Origin of the sequence: Pedobacter jejuensis (assembly GCF_003725795.1) — a bacterium.
Classification (GTDB): Bacteria; Bacteroidota; Bacteroidia; order Sphingobacteriales; family Sphingobacteriaceae; genus Pedobacter; species Pedobacter jejuensis.
The window spans coordinates 99071-123690 of sequence record NZ_RBEE01000010.1; the positions used below are offsets into that span (position 1 = coordinate 99071).

A 24620-nucleotide genomic window follows, 5' to 3' on the forward strand; every position below is an offset into this window, starting at 1 on the left:
GCAGACTGCGTTTCCTTGGGATAAAAAAGCTGCAATCGATGAGAAAGAAACAGTTGGGTTACTGTAGTAAAATTGTTCATGATGTTTGGTTAATTTGGTTAGTTATTATTTAGTTGACAGCTACTTTTCGACAGCGGTTTGATTGCCATCAAAAAAGCAGGATATACATTTGGTTATTTACATTTTGCAGTGGCCTACAAAATTGAATTTAAAAGTAGTACAGCTTGAAGCTAGTTTACGATAGGATTGATAATCATTATAGCACAAATGTTAACTCTTCGACAATTATCTAATAATCAAGTACTTATTGAATGTTTTATGCAAAATAATTTGACTCCTTCTGATATTTACAATTGATGCCATTTTGCATTTATAAATTAATAACGGAGTATTTTTTTCCACCTATCATCGCATTTAGATCGCTAACGGGCAAGGGGGAATTTATTTAATTATTAATGAGAATAGATCTATTCTATTTTAGGATATGAATTGTTTAGTTTTGTTTATTTTACGTTTCATTATAATCCACAAATCAGCTTTCATAGTATATCAAAAAAGCGTGTACCTGGCAAGTATTAGTGCGGCCATTATTATTTTAAAATATTACCTAAAGTCATATGAGATAGGAGAATCAGCATTCGACACTTGGTTTAATCAGAACAATTCCCTGTAAGAGACATGTTACCCGGTCTAAGTATTAACCAAATTTACATTACAGCTTGTGCTTTATTAGTTTGTCAACACGTCAGGCTAGTTAATATATTCGTAGCAAACCTTTTATTTAAAATCGAACCAAAGGCTACCTTTATTCCAGGAATAATTTAGCTGCATATTTTTTTGGCTCTGCGGACCAAGTTTTTCAGCAGCTTGAAACTTAGTTCCTATTGCACTAATTCCATCTAAAAAACCTAAATCGCCATCAGGGAATGCAGGAGTGGTATTATTATTAGTCGCACCAGCTGCTTTTTGAGGTTTTAGCATTTGAAAAAATGTGCCCTTTTTTGAGGTGTAAATTGTAAATGGTGATTGTTTATTCTTTACCGTTACCCAATACACATTTGAATAATAGCCCTTAAACTCTGGGTATTTCCAACTTTCTCCGGTTATGGTGTTGTTAAAATCATTATTCCAAACGCCAAAAGTTGTGCCTTTCAATCTATTTTTCCAAACGCGATAAGGACCATTTCCTTCCCATTTCATACCGGTGATGTTTTCTTCAGGATAGTTAAAAGTTATGCCCATAAAATCAACTTCGCCGCTTACGCTATATTCATAATCGAGTTTAACAGTCTTTCCTGATGAGAAAATCCATTTCACTTTAAATTTCGCTTCGTTATTATAAATAGGCTCAATAATGTAATCATCGCCCGAGGCATAATGCTTAAACTCTTTAAGCTCGCATTTAACACCCGCCAAAGCTGGTCCGCCAGAAATTGAAATTTCTGATTTTATATTTTTAACATTCTGGATGTAGCCTGTTTTTTTATCGAATTGATAAGAAATGCCATCAACAACAAGGGTTAAAGCCTTACCAGTTTCTGAAACATTTATTTTGGATTTTGAATTCGCAGTATTTGTTATTGGAGCAGCAGGCATTTTGATTGCCCAACTCCAGGTAAAAAGTTCTTGTTTAAAAGCATCAAAAGCTGTTAAATATAAAACATCACTGCTTTTCCAGTTTGCAGGAAGTGGGATGCTTAAAAAACCCTTCTCGCCAGGAGATAAAGTAATGCCCTTAATTTTACCTGAGGCTCCCAGACTTTGCTGATTATTTGCTGCCGGATTTGGCAGGTTTGATAATTTCCACTCGAAACTACATTGATTTAAGTTTGTGAAGCTATATTGATTTTCGACTAAAACCTTTCCATCAAAATTAGCAGGCAAATCTTTCATAGCAATTTGAACGGGCGACCAAATTTCTTTAATGGTATAAAAACTTCCTTCTTTTTCACGGTGTGGCCCTAAAATTCCATCTGGTGCGGCATTGCCTTGGATATCCATTTGGCCATTTCTGTCTAAACGGGTTACACCTTCATCAGCAAATGACCATAAAAATCCACCTGCTGCGTAAGGATGCTTCATCATCATAGACCAAAAATCATCTAAACCAGCACCGTGCCCGCCATCATGCAAACCATGCATAAATTCTGTTGGAAAAAAAACATCATTGCCATACAAGGTGGTATTTACTACATAATTGTAATCCGGGTAGTGTTTGGTATCGGTGCCATTGAAGCGCTCCCAAGGATGAATAACCAAACGTTTCTGGTTATCGTATTTTGCATACAGGTAATCTAAATCGTAATTGAAGCCACCTTCGTTTCCATTTGCCCACATTACAATTGATGGGTGGTTAACATCCCGAACAACGAGTTCCTTTACGAGTTTTGTGCCAACTTCGGTATCGTATTTAGCCTGCCAGCCGGTTAATTCATTTATTACGAATAATCCTAATGAATCGCAGGCTTCTAAAAAACTTGGATCTGGAGGGTAATGGGACATACGAACCGCATTCATATTCATCTCCTTAATTAATTTTACATCGGCAACATTTAAGGTTTTGCTTAACGTCCTTCCAGATTCTGGCCATTCGCTGTGCCTGTTAACACCTTTGAAAATCACTTTTTTATTGTTTACATAAAAACCATCGTGCGGACGGAGTTCTGCTGTCCTGAAACCAAATTTTTGTTTCATCCGGTGGATTAGTCGGCCGTTGGCATCGCTTAAAGAAACAACAACCTGATAAAGATTTGGTGATTCCGGGTTCCATAAGTTGATATCTTTAAACTGGCCTTTAAGTTTTGTAGCATTTTCAACAGATGTAATTTTAGAAGATATTTCTAATCCGACCTTTTCGCCGCTTATTTTTTGAACCTGAGCTTTTAAAACTGAACCTAATGGTGCATTTTCGGTGTAGGCATCGAGGTTAAATGAACCATTTGCTTTGGCATCGATAGCAATTCTATCTACATGTGCTTTTGGCAAAATTTTTAAATACACCGGTCTGAAAAGGCCTCCAAAAAGCCAGAAATCTGCTTTCCTTTCTGCATTGTTTACCGATTTATCTGCAGACTGCTTACTTACTTTTACTTCCAGCAGGTTTTCACCATCAAAATTTAATAGGGGTGTAATGTTGTATTGAAAAGTATAAAACCCGCCCTGGTGTATCGCACCAGCTGACTTTCCGTTAATTTTTACTTCAGCCTCTGTCATTGCTGCCTCAAAAACGATGAAAATCTCTTTATCGGCATTACTTTTAGCAACCTTAAACTTGTATTTGTATTGCCCAGTTTCTTCAGGATTTTGGGTATCTTTATAATAGTTGTAAGTACCAAAACCTTGTTGTTCCCAATTTGATGGCACTTGTATTTTATCCCAAGTTCCACTTTTCATCCCGGTATTTACAAAGAAATCCCAGGTAACAGTATGGTCTTTATCTTTTCCGGATAAATATTGATATTGAGTTTCCTGGGCATTTAAATTTAGTGTAAGAAACACAGTTGCGCACATAAAAAATAGCTTCATAATCATATTTGTATTTTTGACTGTAAACGTTAACAATTTAATTTATCGGATATACTTTTGCAGCCCAGCCACCACCACCAAACATATTTACTTTTAGTTTTGTATTCGAATTTACTTCAATAATTTCTCTTTTGTAGTCGGTTGCATCTTTATCTGCATTTAAGCCATCCTTAAACACAATTGCCTGGAATTTCCCTTTCCCTAAAAAAGAAAAATCTATTGTTATTTCTCTTTGATTCCAATTATTTAATGCGCCAATAAACCAATCGCTATTATGTTTTCGGGCAATAGCCGCATAAGCACCAACTTCAGCATTCAGCGCCACCGATTCGATAAAAACTGTAGGAATTGATGCAATAAAATCGGTACTTTCCTGCTCTTTCATATAAGCAGTTGGACTGTCGGCCATCATTTGCAACGGGGCTTCGAACACAATAAATGTTGCCAATTGATGTGAACGTGTTCCTTGGCTCATTGGTTTTGAGTTACTAGGTTTAAATTCCGCTTTAGTGGCATTGCGCATTGCTCCTGGCGTGTAATCCATTGGGCCGGCAAGCATTCTGATAAATGGAATAGTTACATCATATTTGGGAACATCATCATTTGGTGTCCATTTTACATTTTCTAAGCCTTTAACGCCTTCAAAGTTTAAAACATTTGGATAAGTTCGTTGTAAGCCAGTTGGTTTATACATGCCATGAAAATCAATTAGAAGTTTATGAGCAGCAGCATTTTTTGCAATTTGATAAACTGATGAAACCATTTTTTGATCATCACGGTCTAAAAAATCTATTTTAAAACCCTTCACACCCATTCTGGAATATTGTTCGAAGGCATTATCCATTACTTTAGAAACTGCAAACCAACTTGCCCACAGAATTATTCCTACATTTTTTTGTTTTGCGTAAGTAATGATTTCAGGAAGGTTAATCTTGTCGGATACTTTAGTCATATCGGTTTCATCGCTCCACCCTTCATCTAAAATCACATATTCAACCTTATTTGCTGCTGCAAAATCTATGTAATACTTATAAGTTTGTGTATTTATTCCAGCTTTGAAATCCACACCACTAATGTTCCAGTCATTCCACCAATCCCAGGCTACCTTACCGGGTTTTATCCAATCCATATCAGTAATTCGCGATGGTGAAGCCAACTTCTGCACCATATCGTTATCAATCAGATCTTTATCGTTCTCACTTATTACAACAGCCCGCCATGGAAAGCTTCTTGTACCTTTAGTTTTCGCAATATAATCAGCCCTTTGGGTAACCATATAATTCATATTGTTAAAACCACCAGCCTTTTCTGCCAGCGGATATGGCGCAAACAAACCTTTTAACGAATTACTGTTTTTTGGGTTTTTGCTGATAAACATACCCGGATAATCTTCCAAATCTGCTTCTAAAATAACCGCTTTCTTGGCAGAATTGATGTTGAACATTAAAGGTAAAAAAGCCAATGAATCATTAAACATTGCCGATACTCGGGTTTCAGTATATAACGATTCGAAAGAGGAAATAAATTGTTCCTCTCCCCTTAAGTCTCTAACATAAGGGATTAATGAAGCTTTATCTTCAGATAGATTAAAATTTGCCTCCTCGCTGTTTACCGTAATTTCGCCTTTTTTAGCCGTAGAAAACCGATAAGCAACACCATCATTGTAAGCCCTGAAAGTAAGACTATAATCGCCTTTAAAATCAATAATTAATTGATTGTATTTATCCAGAACCGAACTTCTTTTATAAATAGGTGTTTCAAAACTGGTATTTACTGATGTCTTATTTGTTTTTGTGACTTTTGGATTATTGCCAAAAACTTCTCCGGTAGATAATGCTAAAGATATGGATGATGGCGCCAATACTGCATCACCTTGGTTTTTAACAGACCAGTTAATTTCAGTTCCAATTTCAACCAAAATTTCATTGTTTCCATTAGGTGATTTAAGTGTAAAAACTTTATCCTGTGCATAAACAAATGCAGTTATGCAATTCAATAGCATAAATATTTTAATAGCTTTTTTATACATTTTATTTTATAATTAATAATATTTGATTTAACATTGATAGAGATTTTTAATGAAATTGTTAATGCTAATGGAATTTTAATCTATGCTACCTAATCACCTGTTATTCTAAACAAAAGTTTAATTAGCAACAAAGTAATGACATTTTGCTGGCTATTTTACGGAGTTAACATGTTAAACCCTGATTAAAATTGTCTCATAAATGGTTCGGTATTTGGATCTTCATACCTGCGTTCTACTGAGAAACCACCAATATCCATTGTCCAATATGGTAAGCCAGATAACGAAAAATTAATTCCTGCAGAAATTTGCGATTTCATATCTTCCCATCTTGATACAATATCACCACTCCAAGTGGCAGCAGCATATCTTTGCAAGCCGCCATAAGCCGAACGCGTTAAAATAAATACACGGCTGTTTGGGTTTTCCTTACGTTGACCTTCATAAACTCCTTTTGAATTTTGTAATGGAAAAGCATTAAAATATTTTGTACCCGAACCAAGATAAGTTGGTGTCATATTTTGTTTTCTTTCCCAAATTGGCAGGTTAGAATGTATATCTGGTTCTGTTGCATCCATCCACCAGGCGTCAATTCCTTTTTTATATAAAGATTTGTTCATTAAATCCCAAAAAAGGTTTCGAGCTTCAGGATTAAAAGCATCGTAAAAAGTAGAAGGATATCCCAACCAATCTTTTCTTCCATCAGCAATATTGCGTTTATACAAAAAGCCATTTTTATTCATCAGATTGTAATTGGCATTGCCAGAGTAAAATTTTGGCCAAACAGAAATCATTAATTTGGTGTGATAGGTATCATGAAGTGTTTTGATCATGCCATCAGCATCAGGAAAACGGCTTTTTTCAAACTCATGTGTCCCCCAGCTATCTGGCTTCCAGTACTGCCAATCGAGTACAATATTATCTATAGGAATTTTACGGTTTCTAAATTCTTTTACCACACCCAAAAGTTCTTCCTGGGTTTTATATCTTTCGCGACTTTGCCAAAAACCCATAGCCCATTTTGGCATTAAAACAGCTTTACCAGTTAATGTTCTATAGCCGCTAATTACATCATCGGCATTTGCTCCTGAAACGAAATAATAATTAATTTCATCGCCCGATTCAGATGCGAAAGCATACTGATTTTCATCAGCTTCGGGTATTGGTGTTAGTGCTTTAATCGAGAGGTAGGATTCATTACCATCAGGGATCCATTCTATTTTGATATCATATTTTTTGTCTTTCAACATTTCTGTTTCTACAACTGCAGAACCAGGATTCCATGCCTGACGCCATTTATCAACCAACATTTTGCCATCAATCCAGATTTTTATATAACCAGCATACTTAACATTAAAATGTTGAAGACCAGTATATCCTGAAGATATTTTACCTTCATAAGTTACTTTTCCGTTAGCCATTTTAAAGCTATCGGGAAATTTTTTCATATCACTTAAGAAAGAATAATCAATATCCGATTCGGCTCTGGTAATTGCCACCACACCCGTTTTCTTATCTGCATAACTTGCAGTTAACCAACCTTGGTCGCCATCTTTAGAAAACAATTTAAAACTAGAAAGCGGTTGATAATCTCTGGTATCGCCAACCTTCGTAATGGAATAATTATCCCAGAGGATACCATAATTTTTATTGCTTAGCAGAAAAGGAATGGCAACATCGGTATTGTTTTGAAGCAATAAAACCTGCTTGCCTTTATAGTCCATCATATCGTCTTGATGCTGCCCTAATCCATATAGAGCTTCATCATCAGGTGAGTTAAAAACCTGCTCAATTTGATAGCTTGCTTCGCCATCGTTAGAAACTGCTTTAAAAGTTCTGGCAGAAAAGGATTTCTCTTCTAAAATGCTTTTACTGTTAACATCTTGATAAACAATTTGCCCTGTATTAACATTTACCTTTACATTAAGTGCCCTGGTTTTCAGTTCTATATTATCGCCACTTTCAGAAATAGTAAACTCGGGTTTAGATTTTACCGGAATAACCATTAAACTAGGCTCTAAAGAAAATTTATCGGCAACGGTAACTACAACGTGGATAATTTTTTCTGTAACTACTTCTAATTTGATTTGTTTACCAATAATAGAATTATTTATGGTTGGCTTAACAATAATACCATTATCGGTTTTTTGATAATGAGTGTTCTGTGAAAAACAAATAATAGGAAGGGCAAATAAAAATACTATCGTATTTAAAAGGGTAGAAATTTTTCTCATAAAGCTTATCGTAAACCGCAGCATGGCGATTAATAAATATTTGGTTATTGATAGGCCAAAAATAATAAAGACAGAAGATTACTGATTATTCAAATGTTTATAATAGGTATACAAATGTTAATCTAAATCGTAACTATACTAAAATCCGAATCAGCAAGAACGGAGGTAGGGAAGAAATCGGGCAGGTCATTACCAATTATATCAGCAATGCGATTAAGCACAGTGGATCCGGTGAGGCAGTAGAGATTGAAATCAACTGTACGGAAAAGGACTTGGCCGTAGGCGTAACTGATCATGGTATTGGGAAGATACCAGGAATCAGGCGAGACTCTTCGAGCGCTATTACTGGATAGACAACAGCTATACAAATATCATTACAAGTTCGGTCTTGGGCTTTACCTTTCAGCAGAAATTACAAGGCGTGACAATGGAAAGGTCTGGATGAAACCATGGTCACATTGCGAAGATCCCAAAATCTGCGTCTGTTTTGAAAAGATATATCAAAGTTTTAATTGGTTATTATTTTTTTTCATCTGAACTTGCTTGTTATACAGCAAACCCCTGACGCAAATTGTATGATTCGAAGGATTTAAAAGCATTGAAAAATGTTTCAGTTAAAATAATATCAATAGATCATATCAACTATTCAACCATTATTAGATTTTTCAGAAACGGTGGTATTATGAGATTCTGAAATTTTATGAGACAGATTCAAACCTAACATGGCTAGTTTCCCAAAAACTTGTATCACAAAACAAAGTTTATTAAATTTACAGAAGAACGTTTTATTGATACAATAATGAAGATAGGATACGCCAGGGTTTCTACTAAAGAACAAAATCTAAATCTGCAAATTGAAGCACTCGAAAAAGCGGGGTGCGAAATCATATTTAAGGAAACAATTTCCGGAGCAACCAAGATTCGCCCCGAACTTGATAAGATGACTACTCAACTTCGTAAAGGGGATGAATTACTTGTCTGGAGATTAGACCGTTTGGGAAGAAGCTTAAAACATATTATTGATTTAGTTTTAAATTTAAGTGACCAAGGAATTATAATAAAAGGGTTAACCGATGGAGTAGATACCGCAACGATTAATGGCAGACTTTTTTTAAATATAATGGCTTCATTAGCTGAATATGAAAGAGAATTAATAAGAGAAAGAACAAAGGCAGGGTTAGAATCAGCAAGAGCCAGAGGCCGTACCGGAGGTAGACCAAGAGGCTTTACTAAAGATACGATTTCTAAACTATTGGTTATGCGGTCTGTATATAGAGATATGGATAAAACACCGGAACAAATTTATAAAGGGCTTCAATTAACACGAGCGACATTTTATCGTTATGCTAAAATTCTCGACACCCACACGAATGACGAAATAAAAAAACTACAAAAAAAATGATAAAATGGGAGATATGGATAAACCAAAATGCTTGACCCATTCTCGCCAATTCAATAATATACTGGCAATCAAAAATTAACAACAATTATATTTCCGGTGACATGGGGTCAGTCCATTCTGGTTTATCCAATCATCTAAATTAACACTCATGAATACACCAGTTTACGTACCTATATTCAGATTACGCCAGCAAGAAAAAGGCGTATTGATTACATTCGATTTCGGAAAGGATATTTTTCCATATGTCGAAATTTTCAAGGCTCAGCCCCAGAAAGCAGCAGTGCCTAGGGCCAGCGATAGAACTTCCGCAAAACCGCTGAAGCCCTTCCATCAAATCTATCTGCCTATTCTTCAGGCGATCAACAGTGAACGTATTTTCGTCGACCTTCCAGTGCATCTGGTACGTAGCCGTAATATGCCTGAACCGGTAATAGAATTTATGCTTAGTGTGGTTGAAAAAAGGGCGGTGAGAACCGAGCGTATGTTGAGCCTGAGCAGCTGCAAAAAAATCATACCCGTGATCAGTACCTATGCACACATTGGTGACGGGGAAAAACAATCTATTTTACTTCAGGAGGCTGACCTGCGGCCAGAATTTGATTCAATTGCTTACCGAACTTCGGGAAATTCCATTATCAGCGACATCGCCCAGATCCGCACGGTTGCAAAGCCACAGGACTTTCTTTTTATCGATTTGGGAGAGCTTTGTCTTTCAGATCCTGACGATATTGACGAGGCGCTTTATATAACTGGCAAGATAAAAGATTTCAACATCTGTAGCGTCATCATCATTAACAGCCCTATTGCCCATACTCTTAGCAATTCCAAACTGGAACATGCACAGCGTATCAGCGGGATCAGCAATATACTCATGGATAGTTTTGAAGGGTTTTATGCCCAGTGCTTTGCTGATTATGCAGGCGTAAAAAAGGATCTTGTTGAGGAAGGTGGTGGTATAAGTCCCGGACTTATATTCTACGACGCGATCGGGAATGATTTTTATGGTTACCGTGGCAGAACATGGAAGAAGGATGAGAAACGCCATCTGGACGACATTAAACATAAAATTTTGAAAGATCTGCTTATTTCTGATATCGTCACACATATGAACGGCTCCCATTTGGAATACTTAGGGTCAGGGAACAGAGGCTGGAAAATGGTTAATGACATGTGGGATGAAAACGAAGCCTGGAGAAGCCAAGCTAAGCTTAAACGCATTTCAATGGAACACTATCTTTATTGCATCCGGACCAAACTCAATGCCGGTTATTTTAACCGTTAGCTATAGATATATTCGGGCATAATGTTCTTATTGAAAAAAAACTGCAGATCAATGGGCAGGATATCTTTTGAATGACGGACAACAAAGTCCCATCTGCTTCTATACCTTTCCTTTAGTGCCAGTTTGAAGGATGAATTGACCTCCTCAGGTGAAATGGAATCCATTATAGCAGTGGTATCCGGCGAAGCCATATACTTCTTCAGCTCCCGCTTAGTCAAAAGGCTGAGCTGGGCCTGGGGATCAAGGTTCCTATTTAATACTGGTTTGCGGTAAAAAGCATGCCCTTCTTTGTCAGTGGTAATAATGCCGAAATTCCCTGGGATCAGACCGATACACTTCTCTAAGTGACGTTCATGGATAACTACATTGTTGAGCTCAAAAGCTTGCATGTAGTCATTGGCTTGCTTTTCGAGTTTGTAAAGGTTATCCAGATTGGACTTAATCTCAAAACTGGTTGTATGACCGTTGATGGTAAGAAAATCCACCCTGCTGTTCCTAACTTTAATTTCATAGGCAGCAACAAGATCTGACTGCCGGAAAGCATCAAACAAACGGTACTTTAGAACCTGTTCACCCTCATAACCATCAAAGATAACCTCATTAATCTTCCTATGAAGGTCGTATTTGCAATATTTGTCAAAATTATCGCATGGGAACAGGTGATCCAGCATCCCGCGTAACTTCTGCGTGTAATCAAGTGTGCTATAGCTTTTTGCTATACCATTAATCAGGCGGTAATCAAGACTGGAGCGGTGTTGGAATTCCATAAATAAGACTTGGGAAATTTACACAAAATTTACAGCTCGGAGAAATTTATTTGATGGTTGATGAACTATTTTAATCTGGCTACAAAACTGCACCACGGTACTTTTCAGCAACCTAAACTTACCAGATTCCTTTATTTCTGTATATAGGAAAATAGCTTTAGCAAAGAGAAATAAATTCTCAAAAAACGAAGAATTTAAATTTATCTTTATTTCAGTTAGACATTTATAAATAATCAGTGTTCCTTACGATGAGTTCTGCTATGTTTAGCCAAAGCCTGGGGCTCAATAAGGTTCTCATCCACATTGACATAAAAGGGTTCCGGGCATGGCCGCTGTTGGAAGATATCGGCATAGCTTATACTGGCCGCAGAATTTATTATAGGCGTAGAAGGCCTTTTTTGAAAATTTTAGTTTTGTGATAATGGATTGGTGATTCGCCAGCCCAATTTTTTTTGTGTTTTCTTTTGTTTGTCTCAAGTTTATGCATTTGATCAGGATAATGAGCGGGAAAACTCTAATTATCTTAACATATCAATATTTTGTTTTTTGTTGGGCGGGCAGCATAGCTGTTCGGGATTTGTTATTTACCATATCAAGCCAAGTTTAACCCTCCTAGCTGCTAAATTAAAGCTGAACCTGCTTTATGCCCAAAGCAAACATAAATATTTGAGACTCATACAGAAGCCTTGCGAAATGTTGCTTTGCGGTTAATCGTAAGGAACTTAGGCTAGTTATTTGAAAATTTGCTTTTTATAAAATAATACGTAGGTATACATCCCATAATGAATATCTTTATTTAACCTATAATTGCCCAAGCACCAATTCAACAAAGAAAAAACTATCTATAAAAATCAGAAACATTTGATACTACATTTGTTAAATGATGACTTTTTACTCATTGAGGCATTATAGTGTTAGTACCTCAATATCCGGTATTTTTTGGAATATTTCTTGCATAAACTTTCTATGGTTGGCTCCCACCATGACGACTACACGTTTAGCATGAATTTCATTAGCTCTATTCACAATATTCATACACATTCCTTCATTCCGCTTTTTCCACCAATGAATTTGAGATAATATCTCTTCTTTTGGAAAGTTTTTAAAATTATAAAGTTCATTAAAGTAAAAATCACCAGATGCTAATATATCTGCGGCCTCATCAGTGTTTAACCATTCTGTAAAAACATTTGATGACCTTTCCATTTCCTGGTATTTCTTAAAACCTTTATCTCTTTTCTCTAATAAAGCAGCTATAGCTTTATAAGCTGTTGCCAGCGAATCTTTTTGAAATACTTCGAATTTATTATGAAAAGCTATTGCAGAAGCGGTCCAGTTCAAATCATAATCCTGGCAATCCATCGACAACATTTCCGTTAGCCCAAACTCCTTCATCATAGGAAATGCTATAAAAGCATACTCTGAAGTAGCCAGTCTTTTCATACTCCTTCCGGAAACATCTTGCTTTGGACAAAGTAGACTGTCAACGTATTTCTCCAGCTTACTATCTGCTGACTTATTTAAATGGTCATATACCTGCCAATATAAATAATGGCCATTGGCAGCATCCTGAGCCAGGTAATAGGCATGAGCAAGATCTGATTTAAGATAGAAATTATCATTGTCTCGTTCTGAAATTACTTTTAAACTATCGATAACCCTAGTGATCTTGTCTAATGGAATATGCCTGTTAGAACGTAATTTTTTCAATCTTTTGAGATTATCAGTTTTACACCAATAGTCCATCAGGGTTGCTTCATCTTCTGGACTAACAAACTCTCCGAAAAAAGCACTTGGTTTAAATGCCCGTATTCTTTGATGAATATTTGAAAAATTTTGGTCCTTAGATTTTCTGTAGTCATGAGAAGCTCCAATAAGAAGAATCTTCACCTTTTGCCCAAATCCGTTAGCAAAAATGCCTAATACCAAGAATATAGTGATATAAAATCTCATATGTCGCCATTAATCATTGCAACTCACGGGCATAATAAATAGGATGCCCAGACAGGTAGCGATAGCAAGATAATATTATTATTTTAATTTACTGGATAGCTGTAAGCGTGGAAAGCGAAAATCGCAAGTCTTGAGAAGTCAAATACAACATGTTATTTTTATTAAAGACCTACTGCGAAGGATATTGAACAAACTTTTCTTTTCTCAATTTGTTTAATTTCTATGGCTACAACAAGAGAACTTATAACCAAGGTCAATAAGATCTTCGAAGAAAACAAAATGGAGGAATTTATAGAATTCCTTTCGGACGAAATCATATGGGAAATGTATAGCTCATCAACTGGGCATACTACATTGAGGGGTAAAGATGAGATTAAAAACATGGATGCTGGAGAGGATATGCCCAAAAGAATGTATTTCAAATTCGGAACAATAATCATCGATGGAGAAATGGCATCTGTAGAGTGTACCACTACTGGAGAAAGACCTAATGGAAGTCCTTATCAGGGATCATCTTGTGATATATATCATTTTTCAAATGATAAGATTATTCGCATGATTTCATATGTTATTGATAACGTATAGGATTTGCGTCATAGTAACGTTATTAATTGTATAATAAACATACTTAAACAAATTCACCATGCAAACGTCAATGATATGGGGTAACCTAGCTGTTGAAGATCTAAAAAGAACAAAATCTTTTTATGAGCAATTAGGATTTAAAAGCAATGGATATGATGAAGTCGAAAACCTCGCTAGTTTCAAGTTTGGAGATAATCAGTTCGTAATTAATTTTTTTAAGTCAGATCGCCTTGCCTCTAGTATGAATGGCAATGTCAGCTCAACCAGAGATGGTAATGAAGTGATCTTTTCAATGGCAGCCAAGAGTAATGAAGAAGTTGATCAATGGGCTGAACTGGTAAAGTCGTCTAGAGGAACCCTTAACATGGGTCCTAAAATTGATGAAAACGGTTTTTATGTTTGTGTATTTTCCGATCCGGATGGACATAAGTTTAATATAGTTTGTATGGATGAGCGAATGTAGATTATTGCCTACATAATAAATCAAAATATAGACTATAATTTTTACTTATGATTAGTATTCTCATTTAGCAAAAAGTAATTCCAGTGCTCAAATTCGCAACTTGCTATATTTGTTATTATCAATAAAATGCAGATTTTTTAATAAGATTAAGGAATTTCATTAGATGTTATTAGTCTCTCAAAACGAAGGTATCCCTACCCTATTCTTCTTTTAGCTGTTGATTTTAATGTTAAGTACGGCAAAAGAAAAAGGATAAATTCTGCTGCTGTATGGATTTGGAAAACTGGAGTTATAAGATATACATGCTTTCCTCTTCCTTAACTATTTGACAATCGCAAAAAATTAGTCTTTTCAAATTCAAACACAGTAAGATAAAAAAAACATGAGCTGTTAATTTACATTATAAAAAAATTGGTTGCCTAGGATTATAAATATTTTTCGGTTAAGATTTTTTTAAGGATTGACACTTCGTTTATAAAATCATTTGTAAGTTCATTCAACATCAGGAAATCAACTTGAGTAATGGCTTCCAGTTTAGAAGAATATTTTTGCAGCAGCATCAATCCGGCAGATGAGGAAGTTCCATAAATTTTATGCCCAAGCAATTTGATATTTTCTATATCGCCTATTTTAGCCAATTCTTTTAGCTGTTCTGCAACCTTTTCCAATTGCATAATGGTTAACGATGCAATTTTTGCAAGCTTTTCTTTATTTTCTCCATAATACATGCTTAGTCTTGATGAATCGAAATGCTCATCGCCTTCAGCATCCGATTCGATTGTTGTAGGTTTATCATCGGCAAGTTTTCCAATCCATTTATTTATTACCAATTCTAGAGCGCCTTGAAAGATTGGTTTCGTAATAAAATCATCCATACCGGCCTCTAAACATTTTTCACGCTCTCCAGAAACATTACCAGCTGTTACCGCAATAATCGGTGTATGTTTTCCCTTTTCCAACTCACGGATAGCTTTGGTAGCCTGTAAACCATTCATTAGTGGCATTTGCACATCCATTAAAATAAGATTGGGCGCATGTTTGATAAAACACTCTAAACCATCTTTGCCATTATTTGCTTCAATAATTTCTATTCCATCCAACATATTTGAAATTAAGCTTCTGGTTAAAAATCGGTTTACTTCGTTATCTTCAACTATTAATATTTTAACTTTTCCAGTATCAGTTCTTATCACCGCTTTCGGTTCTTTTTTATTTGCGGCGACGTTTGTTTCAACATCCTGTTTAATGTGTAATTTAGACAAGGCATCGTACAAATCAGGCATTTTAATTGGCTTAACAAGTCTGCGGTTAACTTGTAAACTTTTGCTTGATGTAATTAAAGTGTTATCATCGGCCGAACTGTGTAGTAAAAGTATTGGCAAGCTTTCATGCGATTCAAAGAAGCTTTTTCTGATTTTATCTATCGTTTCCAAACCATCCATAAATGGCATGTGGTAATCCATTAAAACAGCATCATACAACCTGCCTTCGGCTAAATACTGCAATGCCTCAAAGCCACTTTTAGCCAAGTCGGTGTTAATGCCTTTTAAGTTGAGCATATCTCTAAGGAAATTCCTGTTGTTATCATTATCGTCTACAATCAGAACGTTTTTAACTGCATCAATTTCTTTCCACTCAATTGCATCACCCTTTTCGCATTCAAGCCAGATATCAAAATAAAATGTACTTCCTTTTCCTGCCTCGCTTAAAAGCTCTAATCTGCTTCCCATCATCCTTAACAACTTGTTTGATATGGTTAGCCCTAATCCGGTTCCGCCATATTTTTTCGTGGTTGAAGAATCTTCTTGAGCAAAAGCTTCGAATATTTTATCTTGCTTATCGGCCTGAATACCAATTCCAGTATCGCGAATACTGAATCGAAACATGCACTTTTTAGCTTCTTCTTCTAAAATTTCTACTTTCAATTCTATCTCACCACGTTCAGTAAATTTAGCTGCATTACCGAGCAAATTGGTTATCACCTGTTTCAAACGAATATCATCAGCCCATACAAATCGTGATAGTTCTGGACTTAAATTAAGCAACATTTCCAGGTTTTTTGATTGAATTTGATATGTGGTAATATCAGTTGCCTGACAAGTCATTTCATATAAATCGCACTTGTCGATATCCAATTCGAATTTGCCGGCTTCTATTTTAGAAAAATCTAAAATATCGTTGATGATGTTAAGCAGTGCCCCGGCAGATTGGCTTACAATTTTGAGGTACTGTTGTTGAATTTCGTCAAGCTTAGTTTTCAAAACCAAATCGGTAAAACCAATTACACCGTTTAATGGCGTTCTGATTTCGTGGCTCATGTTTGCCAAAAATTCTGATTTTGCCAGGTTAGCCTCGTCGGCATGTATTTTTGCGGTTTTTAGTTCTTCACGCTGGGCAATCATACCAGAAATATCTTGGGTAAAAATCATCATGCCACCAATTTCAGCTTCAGAACGATACCATGGACGCATTTCCATGGTTATAAAGTGTTGTTCATCGGTTTGAGAATCAATAAATATATCTTCCTCTCGCCTAACAATTTTTCCCTTTAAAATTTCTTTGTGCCTTGCCTTTCTTTCTTCATCCAAATTTGGAAACATTTGGTAGTGTGAAGCACCAATTAAATCATTGGTTTTAAATTTATAATCCTCAATCCATTTCTGGCTAACTGCCAAATATTTCATATCGTTATCCAGCATAGCAACCGCTGCAGGAGTATGCTCTATAAAAGCCAATAGGCGAGCTCTTTCAATAGAAAGTGCCACTTCCATTTCCTTTTGGTTTGTGATATCAGTAGCCACACCAAGAAAACCGATTATTTCGCCCTGTGGATCGGTAATTAAAGAAACAATTAGTGAAACATCTAACTTATTGCCGGTTTTAGAAACGAAACTTAATTCGTGCTTGGCTGATGAATTTTTCTTTGATATCTCTAAAAAATATTCGAAGCCAATAAGATCGTTTTCGAAGACTTTAACAGCTGGCTCATGACTTTCAATTTCGTGTCGTATATAAAGCATTTCAGGATTTTGCTTCCCAATCATTTCTGCAGCAGTATATCCAAGCAAACTTTCTGCACCTTTATTAAAAACGGTAATTATACCATTTAAGTTAGTTGCTATAATGCATAAATCAGAAGCGGCATTTAATACATCATCTAAAAGTTTTTTAGATTCTGCCAACGCAATTTCCGATTTTTTGTATTCATCTATATCTTGGAAAGTACCGTATAAACGAGTACAAACGCCATCTTTAAATACTGCATTTCCAATAGCCCTAACCCAAATATCTCGGCCTTTTGCAGTTGTTATTTCCAACTCCAAATCATAAGGTTCACCAGTTGTAGTGTTTATTTTAAATGCATTTTCAATCTTCTTTCTACTTTCGCCGGGTTTATAAAAGCTAATGGCTAAAGAAACTTCAGGCACAAAAGATTCATCCACTTCATGAATTTCCTTTGTTATTGACGTCCACTCTAATTTATTGGTAGCCATATCCATTTCCCATCCACCTACTTTCGCAACCTTATTAGTTTGTTCCAAAATGCTCTTTGTGCGCAGTAAATCTTTTTCTAATGCATGCTGTTCTGTGATGTCAACAGCATTACCAATAACATAAAAACCACCAGTATCATCTTCCTGCACCACGTTTGAAAACATCCACGTTCTTTCGCTGCGATCTTTACCTAAGGTTAGCATCTGACCTTTTGCAAATCCTTGTTTTTGTATTAATTGAAGATATTGGTCGAGATATATGTGCCTGTTTTTTGGAACAATATCGTAAAGTGAATATCCATCAAGTTCGGTCTTTGTATAACCCAGTATTTTTGCTCCAGATTCGTTTACAGAAATGAATTTACCCGCCAAATCGTGAGTACACATTAAGCCTTGCGAATTTTCAAAGAATAGTTTAAACTTTTTCTCGCTTTGTAGCAGCTTTTGTTGTTTATCAAGCTGTTCAGTTATATCCCTACCAATAGCAGAAACTTTTCCTGTTGTAGGTACAACCGTTGCAATCCATTCTATTGTTTTAAATTCGTTTGTAGCGGTTAGCAATCGATGTGTAAATCCTGTTCTGCTTGCATCTTTTAGTAAACTACCAAGTTTAGTTTTGGTGTACCTTTTATCTTTTTCATGCACAAAATCGTATAGCAGTTTACCCAAAATTTCTTTGCTTTTCCAGCCAAGCACACGCTCAAAACTTGGGTTTACGTTTTCCAGATTCCCATCTAAGCTGCATATGCAAATCAAATCTTCAGAAAGCTCAAATATTTCAGAGAAGTTCTGTAATTCAGTACAGCTCCTTTCTTTATGTAATTTTCCGATTTGAGAACATAACTGGCCTATTGCCTCGATCTGTGAATCTTGTAAAGGTTTTTCATCTTTATCCAGCAAACCTAGTAAGCCGGATACTCCATCAGAGTCATTTTGTACGGCGAAAGTGTAAAAAGTTTTGTAAGGTGTTAGATACGAAAAATCGCTAGTTAAGAATGTGTCGAAAGCTAGATTATTTTGGAATGTTTTTTCACTAAAATTGGATAGCACCGAATCAAACTCTGCTTCAGATAAAATATCGGTGCTGAGAACAGGCATATTACCATAGACTTCAGTGCCGTTAGTAGTGAGAAAAAAATATTCTAAGCCAGAGATTGACTTCGCAACAGAAGCAAGGTCGCTAAAATGACTAATCGGGTCAGATATTATGTTACTTAACATAGAGATGGTTTTCTTAATTCTTTGGTTAGTCAAGATCGGATCGACCTGGAGATGATTTGAAGTTAAATCAAGTTTTGGTAATATACATAAACTTTATCCAATATCATATGACTTACTTGTTCATAACGATTCAATTTTTTCTGGTCTATATATTATTTATAGCAGTAAATATATTAATTTCGATATCTTTATTTTGCAATGGCTGCGTCTGGAAAACTTGACCTTAAATTTTCGATAAAGCCTTATTTGCGGGAACGTTTTTATGGCATTTTCTGCGCCACTCTCTCTGGAATAGCTAACACAAGAGGTCATAAAGGAAGCAATGCTTTCCTGCGCTATTACCTCGACCTCCATATTATTTAATAAAGGCTCCATTTAATAGTGGGTTAACATCCAATTTTAATTTTTTTAGTGTTTTTAATGATTATAATGTTAACTCGTTTATTTTTTGGGTACTTAATGTGGTCAATAATCCTATGCAAGTAAAACTTCTTACAGACTTTATATCTTATCAAGATTTCCTAAGTGATGTAGTCAAATATATCGTAAAACCTGATTTCTCAGAATGATACGGCGCCAGGATAAAAGTGATGGTAATCATATCTTTCTGATGCTCATTGAATCTATCGGCGATCTTTCCGATTGATGAGCTTTTATGCTCTTATCAAAACTATTGACTCATAACTGTGTCTTTAACACAAACAAAGGATGATATCTTCGAATAAATCAAAATATGGATCACCCAATTTTGCTAAAATCGAACATTGAAAATGCAATAGACGGGCTGTTTAATATTGATGACCAAAGACAGTATAATCCATAGACTCAGCTCCATGCAAAGTTTTCAAATTTGAAGAACTAAAGATCCTTGGGGGGGGGTAAACCAATCCATTTGACCCCTTCTCGCCAATTTACTAATATGCAGACAATCAAAAAATTTAATAAATTTATTTCACATTAGAAGGGATCAATATACTTCGGTTTATCCAATATGACCAAGTCGTGTTAAGATAAGGGCTTTTGATGCATACATGTTATCGACTGTTACCCAATTAAAGATGTAATTAATAACTAACTTGTAAATCAGATTGTAGGTCGGTTAGAGAGTTTAACAGCACCTTATTTTTCATAAAAAGATAAAAAAGTTCATGATGATCTTTCTGGACCGAACTTACGTAGCTAATATATTTATTTATTAACCCGTTTTCTTACATTTGGCTTATATGAAAGCTCAGTCCAAATTATTACGCGCTGGCGGAGAGATGGGGGAACTGACCCGTTCCTTCGACTGGTCTAAAACACCCTTAGGAGCAGTTGGGTTATGGCCCCAAAGTTTATTGACTCTTTTGAACGTGGTTCTAAACTCTAAATTTCCTATGTTTTTATGGTGGGGACCAGAACTGATCCAATTTTACAATGATGCATACCGTCCAAGTTTGGGATTCGAAGGAAAACACCCAAGAGCACTGGGTCAACGGGGAGAAGAATGCTGGCCTGAAACATGGCCGGTTATCAAGCCTATGATTGACCAGGTCCTTTCTGGAGGAGAGTCGATCTGGCATGAAGATCAGCTCATTCCAATATTTCGCAATAATAAATTGGAAGATGTTTATTGGACTTTTAGTTATACCAGAGTCGAAGATGAAATGGGCGATCCCGCGGGGGTGCTCGTTATCTGTAATGAAACAACAAATACAGTCAAAAACATAAAAACAGTTACCGGGGCAAACGAAAAGTTGAGTATTGCTCAATTACAAGCGGAAGGTCAGCGTGATAGATTCAACCGCTTTTTCATGGAAGCCCCTGTCGGAATCTGTATCCTTGATGGGGCCAATCTGGTTTTTGAGCTAGTCAACCCACTTTATCAACAACTTTTTCCGGGCAGGAAATTAATGGGCAAGGCTTTATTGCATGCCATACCAGAAATCAAGGGACAACCAATCTGGGAAATTTTACAGGAGGTTTTTCAAACAGGGAAAACTTATGAAGGGAAAGAATTGCTAATTCCCCTGGCCAAATATGAAAACGGCCCAATTGAAGACCGATATTTCAATTTTATTTATCAAGCTAGAACTGATGCCCAAAATGAATCAGATGGTATACTTGTTTTCGTTATCGAGGTTACAGATATGATATTATCCAAACAAGAATTGATAAAAGCTCAGGATACCTTAACAATGGCCGTAACAGCTGCGCAATTGGGAACTTTCGATCTTGACATTAAAAAAGGGACTATGGATTGGGACAAGCGCTGCCGTACGCTTTTTGGTATCAGCCATAATTATACAGTTGACTATGAAAAAGATTTCCTGCCGGGTCTTCATCCCGATGACAGAGATAGGATCGAGACAATAGTCAAGAATGTATTTGTCAAATCGATCAGCAACGGCCATTACGATGTTGAGTACCGCACCATAGGTGTAGAAGATCATCAGCTAAGGTGGGTTAGAGCCATGGGCAAGGCTTATTTTGATGAGCAGGACGAGCCCGTTCGATTCATCGGCTCGGTAATGGATATAACGGAGCGAAAGCAGGATGAAATCAGAAAAAATGATTTTATCGGGATGGTAAGCCATGAGCTTAAAACGCCGTTAACTTCGCTTACAGCGCTGTTGCAAATGTTAAATTCGAAGCTAAAAAATAATGCTGATCCCTTTGTTGTAGGGGCAATCTCAAATTCGAACACCCAAGTAAAAAAAATGGCAAATATGATTAAGGGGTTTCTTGACATTTCACGTTTGGAATCTGGGAAAATACATATCGAGAAAGAAAATTTTGCTCTGGATCAGCTGACCAGGGAAATTATTGAAGAGATTAAACTTACAGTAACCAGCCATTCTATAGTTCTTTTGCCCTGTGACCCGCTTGTTATTTATGCCGATCGGGACAAGATAGGATCTGTTATAACCAATCTGCTTACCAATGCTGTAAAATATTCACCGAAAGGAAAAATTATCCACGTAGTGTGCGGTAGAGATCAGAACAGTGTGCACGTTAGCGTTACAGATCATGGAATGGGCATAAAACCAGATGATATTGAAAAACTCTTTGATCGATATTATCGGATAAAAAGCAAGCATACCAACAATATTGCCGGTTTCGGGATAGGCCTATACTTATGTGCGGAAATCATCGAACGCCATGAAGGCAAAATCTCTGTTGAAAGTAAGTCGGGTGAAGGTTCTACCTTCACATTCACGTTACCATTGACATAATTTAGTATTTAATTTAATGCTTATGTTTAAAGTATCCCTACTGTAAACAACTCGTTCTCTGTTGCCAAAATTTGCAAATGCAGCAAGGAGATCAAGAGAAACGAGGTATTTACCTTAATTCGCACCCTTGAAAAGTTTTAGTACCTAATAAATTATCATCTAAATTTTTAGCTTTATCGATAATATTTGGTGTATTGTCTTTAATTCATCTTTTAACCTTACCGAGTCCGCTTTTATTGGTTAGGTATTGTACTCCCTTATAGAAAGCAAAACCTAATAGTGTTTTTATCAATCTCATCGGGTTTTAGCTTATAAAGAACTTAAAATTCTTACTTTCTATGATTAGTGTAAGTTAATAGTTGCGTAGCTGCTAAGTTTAAGGTAATTCCGTTCATTTTTATTACGCTGGTTAATTTTTATTAAAATGTCGAATTTTGATAGGCCAATAGATCTTCATTTTGAATATTTTGTCTCAAAAAACGAAGAATAGCTATTAATTTTAAATATATTAACAATAACACGCTCTCATGGATAGACTAGATTTTCACAATGAATGGTATAATAATGAATTGGCAAGACAAGAAGTTTTAAATGAATCAGTAAATATTCCAGTTGGAATACTTACCGCAATTTTCGCTCTTTATGCCTTCTTGTTAAGTGGATATAATTTTGATCAGGGATTCGGCACATTCATTTGTGAATTTTTCTGCATATCACTTGGTTTATCATTGTTAGCATGGTTATGTGTTTTATTTAATATATCAAAATCTTACAATAACCATTTTAAAGGATATGAATATGGCTATCTACCTTTTGCTATTGACCTAGACACTTACTATTTGAACCTCGTATCATATGTTAATACCAACTTGAGTATGCTTCCAGCAGGTACTTCGGCAGAATCAATGTTCGATGAGTATCTATTAAAGAGTTTACAGAATTCGATTGATATAAATGCTCAAAATAACTCGAAAAAGTCCAGTCATTTATTTCAAGCAAAAAGATTATTATTAGCGTGCATTATCTTTTTGCTTATATCAATAATACCATTTGTCATAAATTTCCTTAAATTTAATAAAGAAAATAAAATACAAGTGTTTTCAATATCAAACGCTTCGGAAATAATTAATAAAATAGATTCAATTAATAAAAAAAGTAATAATGGCAAAGCAATCTTCAAACCCACCGAAACCAACACCTCCTCCTCCACCTCCTGCTCCTCCACTAAGGATGATAAAAGAGGGAAAGGAAACTCCACCTCCAAGAAATAAATCAAAGTAAAAAACAAGCCTTCTATTGAGGGCTTGTTTTATATAATTGATAGACCAAAAACTTCTAAACTTTATTTTTAAACTAGTGATTAATAAAGTGCTTTGGAATATAATAGGATAGAAGGTACTATTAGGAAATTATTTATTTCCTAATCTACGTCAATTAGTTAAAATCGAATTGGGCATTTTAGCTAGTATAACAACATTACTAGATATGGTACTAAGACAGCCGTTTAAAAAAGTGTGCATTTCTATAGCTAGCAAAAGAAGAGAATATCTGTCTCAAAAAACGAAGATATCCACCTCTATAGTATATTTTTCTTTCAGCTGTCAGTATCTTATGCGCTAGTCACCACAAAAGAAAAAATGTCTTACAAAACAAATTTTAAGTTCAATAACTTAAGATGTAGTTTCTCATCAAATTTATATTTACTCATAAATAGTGAACCTCAAAAGTTTTTATTCAACTGTTGGATACACTTCAAAATCTCTCCCACAATAGCATTTCTGCATCTCTACCTCTATGTACTTAAAATTTAAAAAAACGGCTATAAAACGAATTTTTGGTAAATTAAATTAAAGATTCGCCAAATTGTTTATCAAGAATTTTATTTCCATTCAAGTATCCTTCAAAAATTATAAATGAACCTGGAAATACCTTCACTCCATATTCGCCAATTTCAGTATCTAGATCTATACTTAGTATTATACCATTTGAATCTCTTTCTAAAAAGCGAAAACCTAAGACATCACCAAAACTATAAGCAATTAAATTTTGCCTATCATTATTATTAGTAAAATAATTCGGCTGTTTTATATTTAAAAGAAAATTGGATCCTTTTGGTATTTTTATCGCAATACAATAATTTTTTCCCGCTTCGATATTTTTCGTTGTCTCTGAAAGTAAATTTAAACCATATCTTGTTTGTGGAATAAATGCATATTCGTAGCGTTGTTTGATAAGTTTTTCGACTTTTGTGCAAAACGGTCCAACAGCGGCATCAATGTTTGGATGTTGCGAATCATATTCGCCGGGTGTTAATCCAATAAGATCAGTTGGTAAATGTAAATCATCACCGTGAGGTTTGATAAAATAAACGCTATCAATGGATAGTGATCCAATAAACAATCCTAGTTCAAATAACACATTGTCTCTAATTGCTTTTGGATATTCTGGCAATA

14 protein-coding genes are annotated in these 24620 nt (G+C 35.6%); 7 read left to right on the forward strand and 7 right to left on the reverse strand.

Translation table 11 applies throughout. From position 1 onward, the window contains the following. Nucleotides 1–777: 777 nt before the first annotated feature. From D7004_RS06425 to D7004_RS06435, 3 genes are all read right to left on the reverse strand, one after another. Nucleotides 778–3525, reverse strand: a complete 2748-nt coding sequence (locus D7004_RS06425; RefSeq protein ID WP_208646803.1) for a glycoside hydrolase family 2 protein — start codon at nucleotides 3523–3525, stop codon at nucleotides 778–780. Between the two features lie 37 nt (nucleotides 3526–3562). Beyond that, complete coding sequence (locus D7004_RS06430; protein ID WP_123205045.1) at nucleotides 3563–5554, reverse strand: glycoside hydrolase family 97 protein; 1992 nt, start codon at nucleotides 5552–5554, stop codon at nucleotides 3563–3565. Nucleotides 5555–5736: 182 nt separating this feature from the next. Further along, entirely contained in the window at nucleotides 5737–7785 is a 2049-nt protein-coding gene (locus tag D7004_RS06435) for a TIM-barrel domain-containing protein (RefSeq protein ID WP_123205046.1), read from the reverse strand. Between the two features lie 176 nt (nucleotides 7786–7961). On the opposite strand from D7004_RS06435, the gene D7004_RS21230 reads away from it, so the two are divergent. The 3 genes from D7004_RS21230 (at nucleotide 7962) to D7004_RS06450 (ending at nucleotide 10469) form a co-directional block, all read left to right on the forward strand. Further along, nucleotides 7962–8138, forward strand: coding sequence for an ATP-binding protein (locus D7004_RS21230; protein WP_407946534.1), 177 nt, complete (start codon nucleotides 7962–7964; stop codon nucleotides 8136–8138). Between the two features lie 389 nt (nucleotides 8139–8527). Beyond that, complete coding sequence (locus D7004_RS06445) at nucleotides 8528–9187, forward strand: recombinase family protein (RefSeq protein WP_244214262.1); 660 nt, start codon at nucleotides 8528–8530, stop codon at nucleotides 9185–9187. A gap of 148 nt (nucleotides 9188–9335) precedes the next feature. Then, a complete protein-coding gene (locus D7004_RS06450) occupies nucleotides 9336–10469 on the forward strand; it encodes a beta family protein (protein ID WP_123205049.1) in 1134 nt (377 codons plus the stop codon). On the opposite strand, the gene D7004_RS06455 is transcribed toward D7004_RS06450, so the two are convergent. Together D7004_RS06455 and D7004_RS06460 are read right to left on the reverse strand one after the other, a co-directional pair. Further along, the gene (locus D7004_RS06455; protein ID WP_123205050.1) at nucleotides 10466–11236 is read right to left on the reverse strand and encodes a sce7726 family protein; all 771 of its coding nucleotides are present in this window, start codon (nucleotides 11234–11236) and stop codon (nucleotides 10466–10468) included. The two genes, D7004_RS06450 and D7004_RS06455, sit on opposite strands and share 4 nt — an antisense overlap. A 906-nt stretch (nucleotides 11237–12142) precedes the next feature. Next, nucleotides 12143–13165: a DUF5694 domain-containing protein gene (locus D7004_RS06460; RefSeq protein ID WP_167459425.1), complete on the reverse strand. Its 1023-nt coding sequence runs from the start codon at nucleotides 13163–13165 to the stop codon at nucleotides 12143–12145. 246 nt (nucleotides 13166–13411) lie between these two features. On the opposite strand from D7004_RS06460, the gene D7004_RS06465 reads away from it, so the two are divergent. After that, the gene (locus D7004_RS06465) at nucleotides 13412–13774 is read left to right on the forward strand and encodes a nuclear transport factor 2 family protein (protein ID WP_123205052.1); all 363 of its coding nucleotides are present in this window, start codon (nucleotides 13412–13414) and stop codon (nucleotides 13772–13774) included. Nucleotides 13775–13832: 58 nt separating this feature from the next. Continuing rightward, nucleotides 13833–14237, forward strand: coding sequence for a VOC family protein (locus D7004_RS06470; protein ID WP_123205053.1), 405 nt, complete (start codon nucleotides 13833–13835; stop codon nucleotides 14235–14237). 425 nt (nucleotides 14238–14662) lie between these two features. Here D7004_RS06470 and D7004_RS06475 read toward each other — a convergent pair whose 3' ends face one another. Beyond that, nucleotides 14663–18952 carry a PAS domain S-box protein gene (locus D7004_RS06475; protein ID WP_123205054.1) on the reverse strand — a complete coding sequence of 1430 codons (4290 nt, stop codon included), beginning with the start codon at nucleotides 18950–18952 and terminating at the stop codon, nucleotides 14663–14665. Nucleotides 18953–20175: 1223 nt separating this feature from the next. Between D7004_RS06475 and D7004_RS06480 the strand changes: the two genes are divergently transcribed. Together D7004_RS06480 and D7004_RS06485 are read left to right on the forward strand one after the other, a co-directional pair. Continuing rightward, nucleotides 20176–22167: a PAS domain-containing sensor histidine kinase gene (locus D7004_RS06480; protein WP_123205055.1), complete on the forward strand. Its 1992-nt coding sequence runs from the start codon at nucleotides 20176–20178 to the stop codon at nucleotides 22165–22167. Between the two features lie 527 nt (nucleotides 22168–22694). Then, the gene (locus D7004_RS06485; protein WP_123205056.1) at nucleotides 22695–23438 is read left to right on the forward strand and encodes a hypothetical protein; all 744 of its coding nucleotides are present in this window, start codon (nucleotides 22695–22697) and stop codon (nucleotides 23436–23438) included. A 571-nt stretch (nucleotides 23439–24009) separates the two neighbouring features. Here the strand turns inward: D7004_RS06485 and D7004_RS06490 are convergent. Next, on the reverse strand, nucleotides 24010–24620 hold a 611-nt coding region (locus D7004_RS06490; protein ID WP_167459426.1), incomplete at its 5' end, for a TIR domain-containing protein.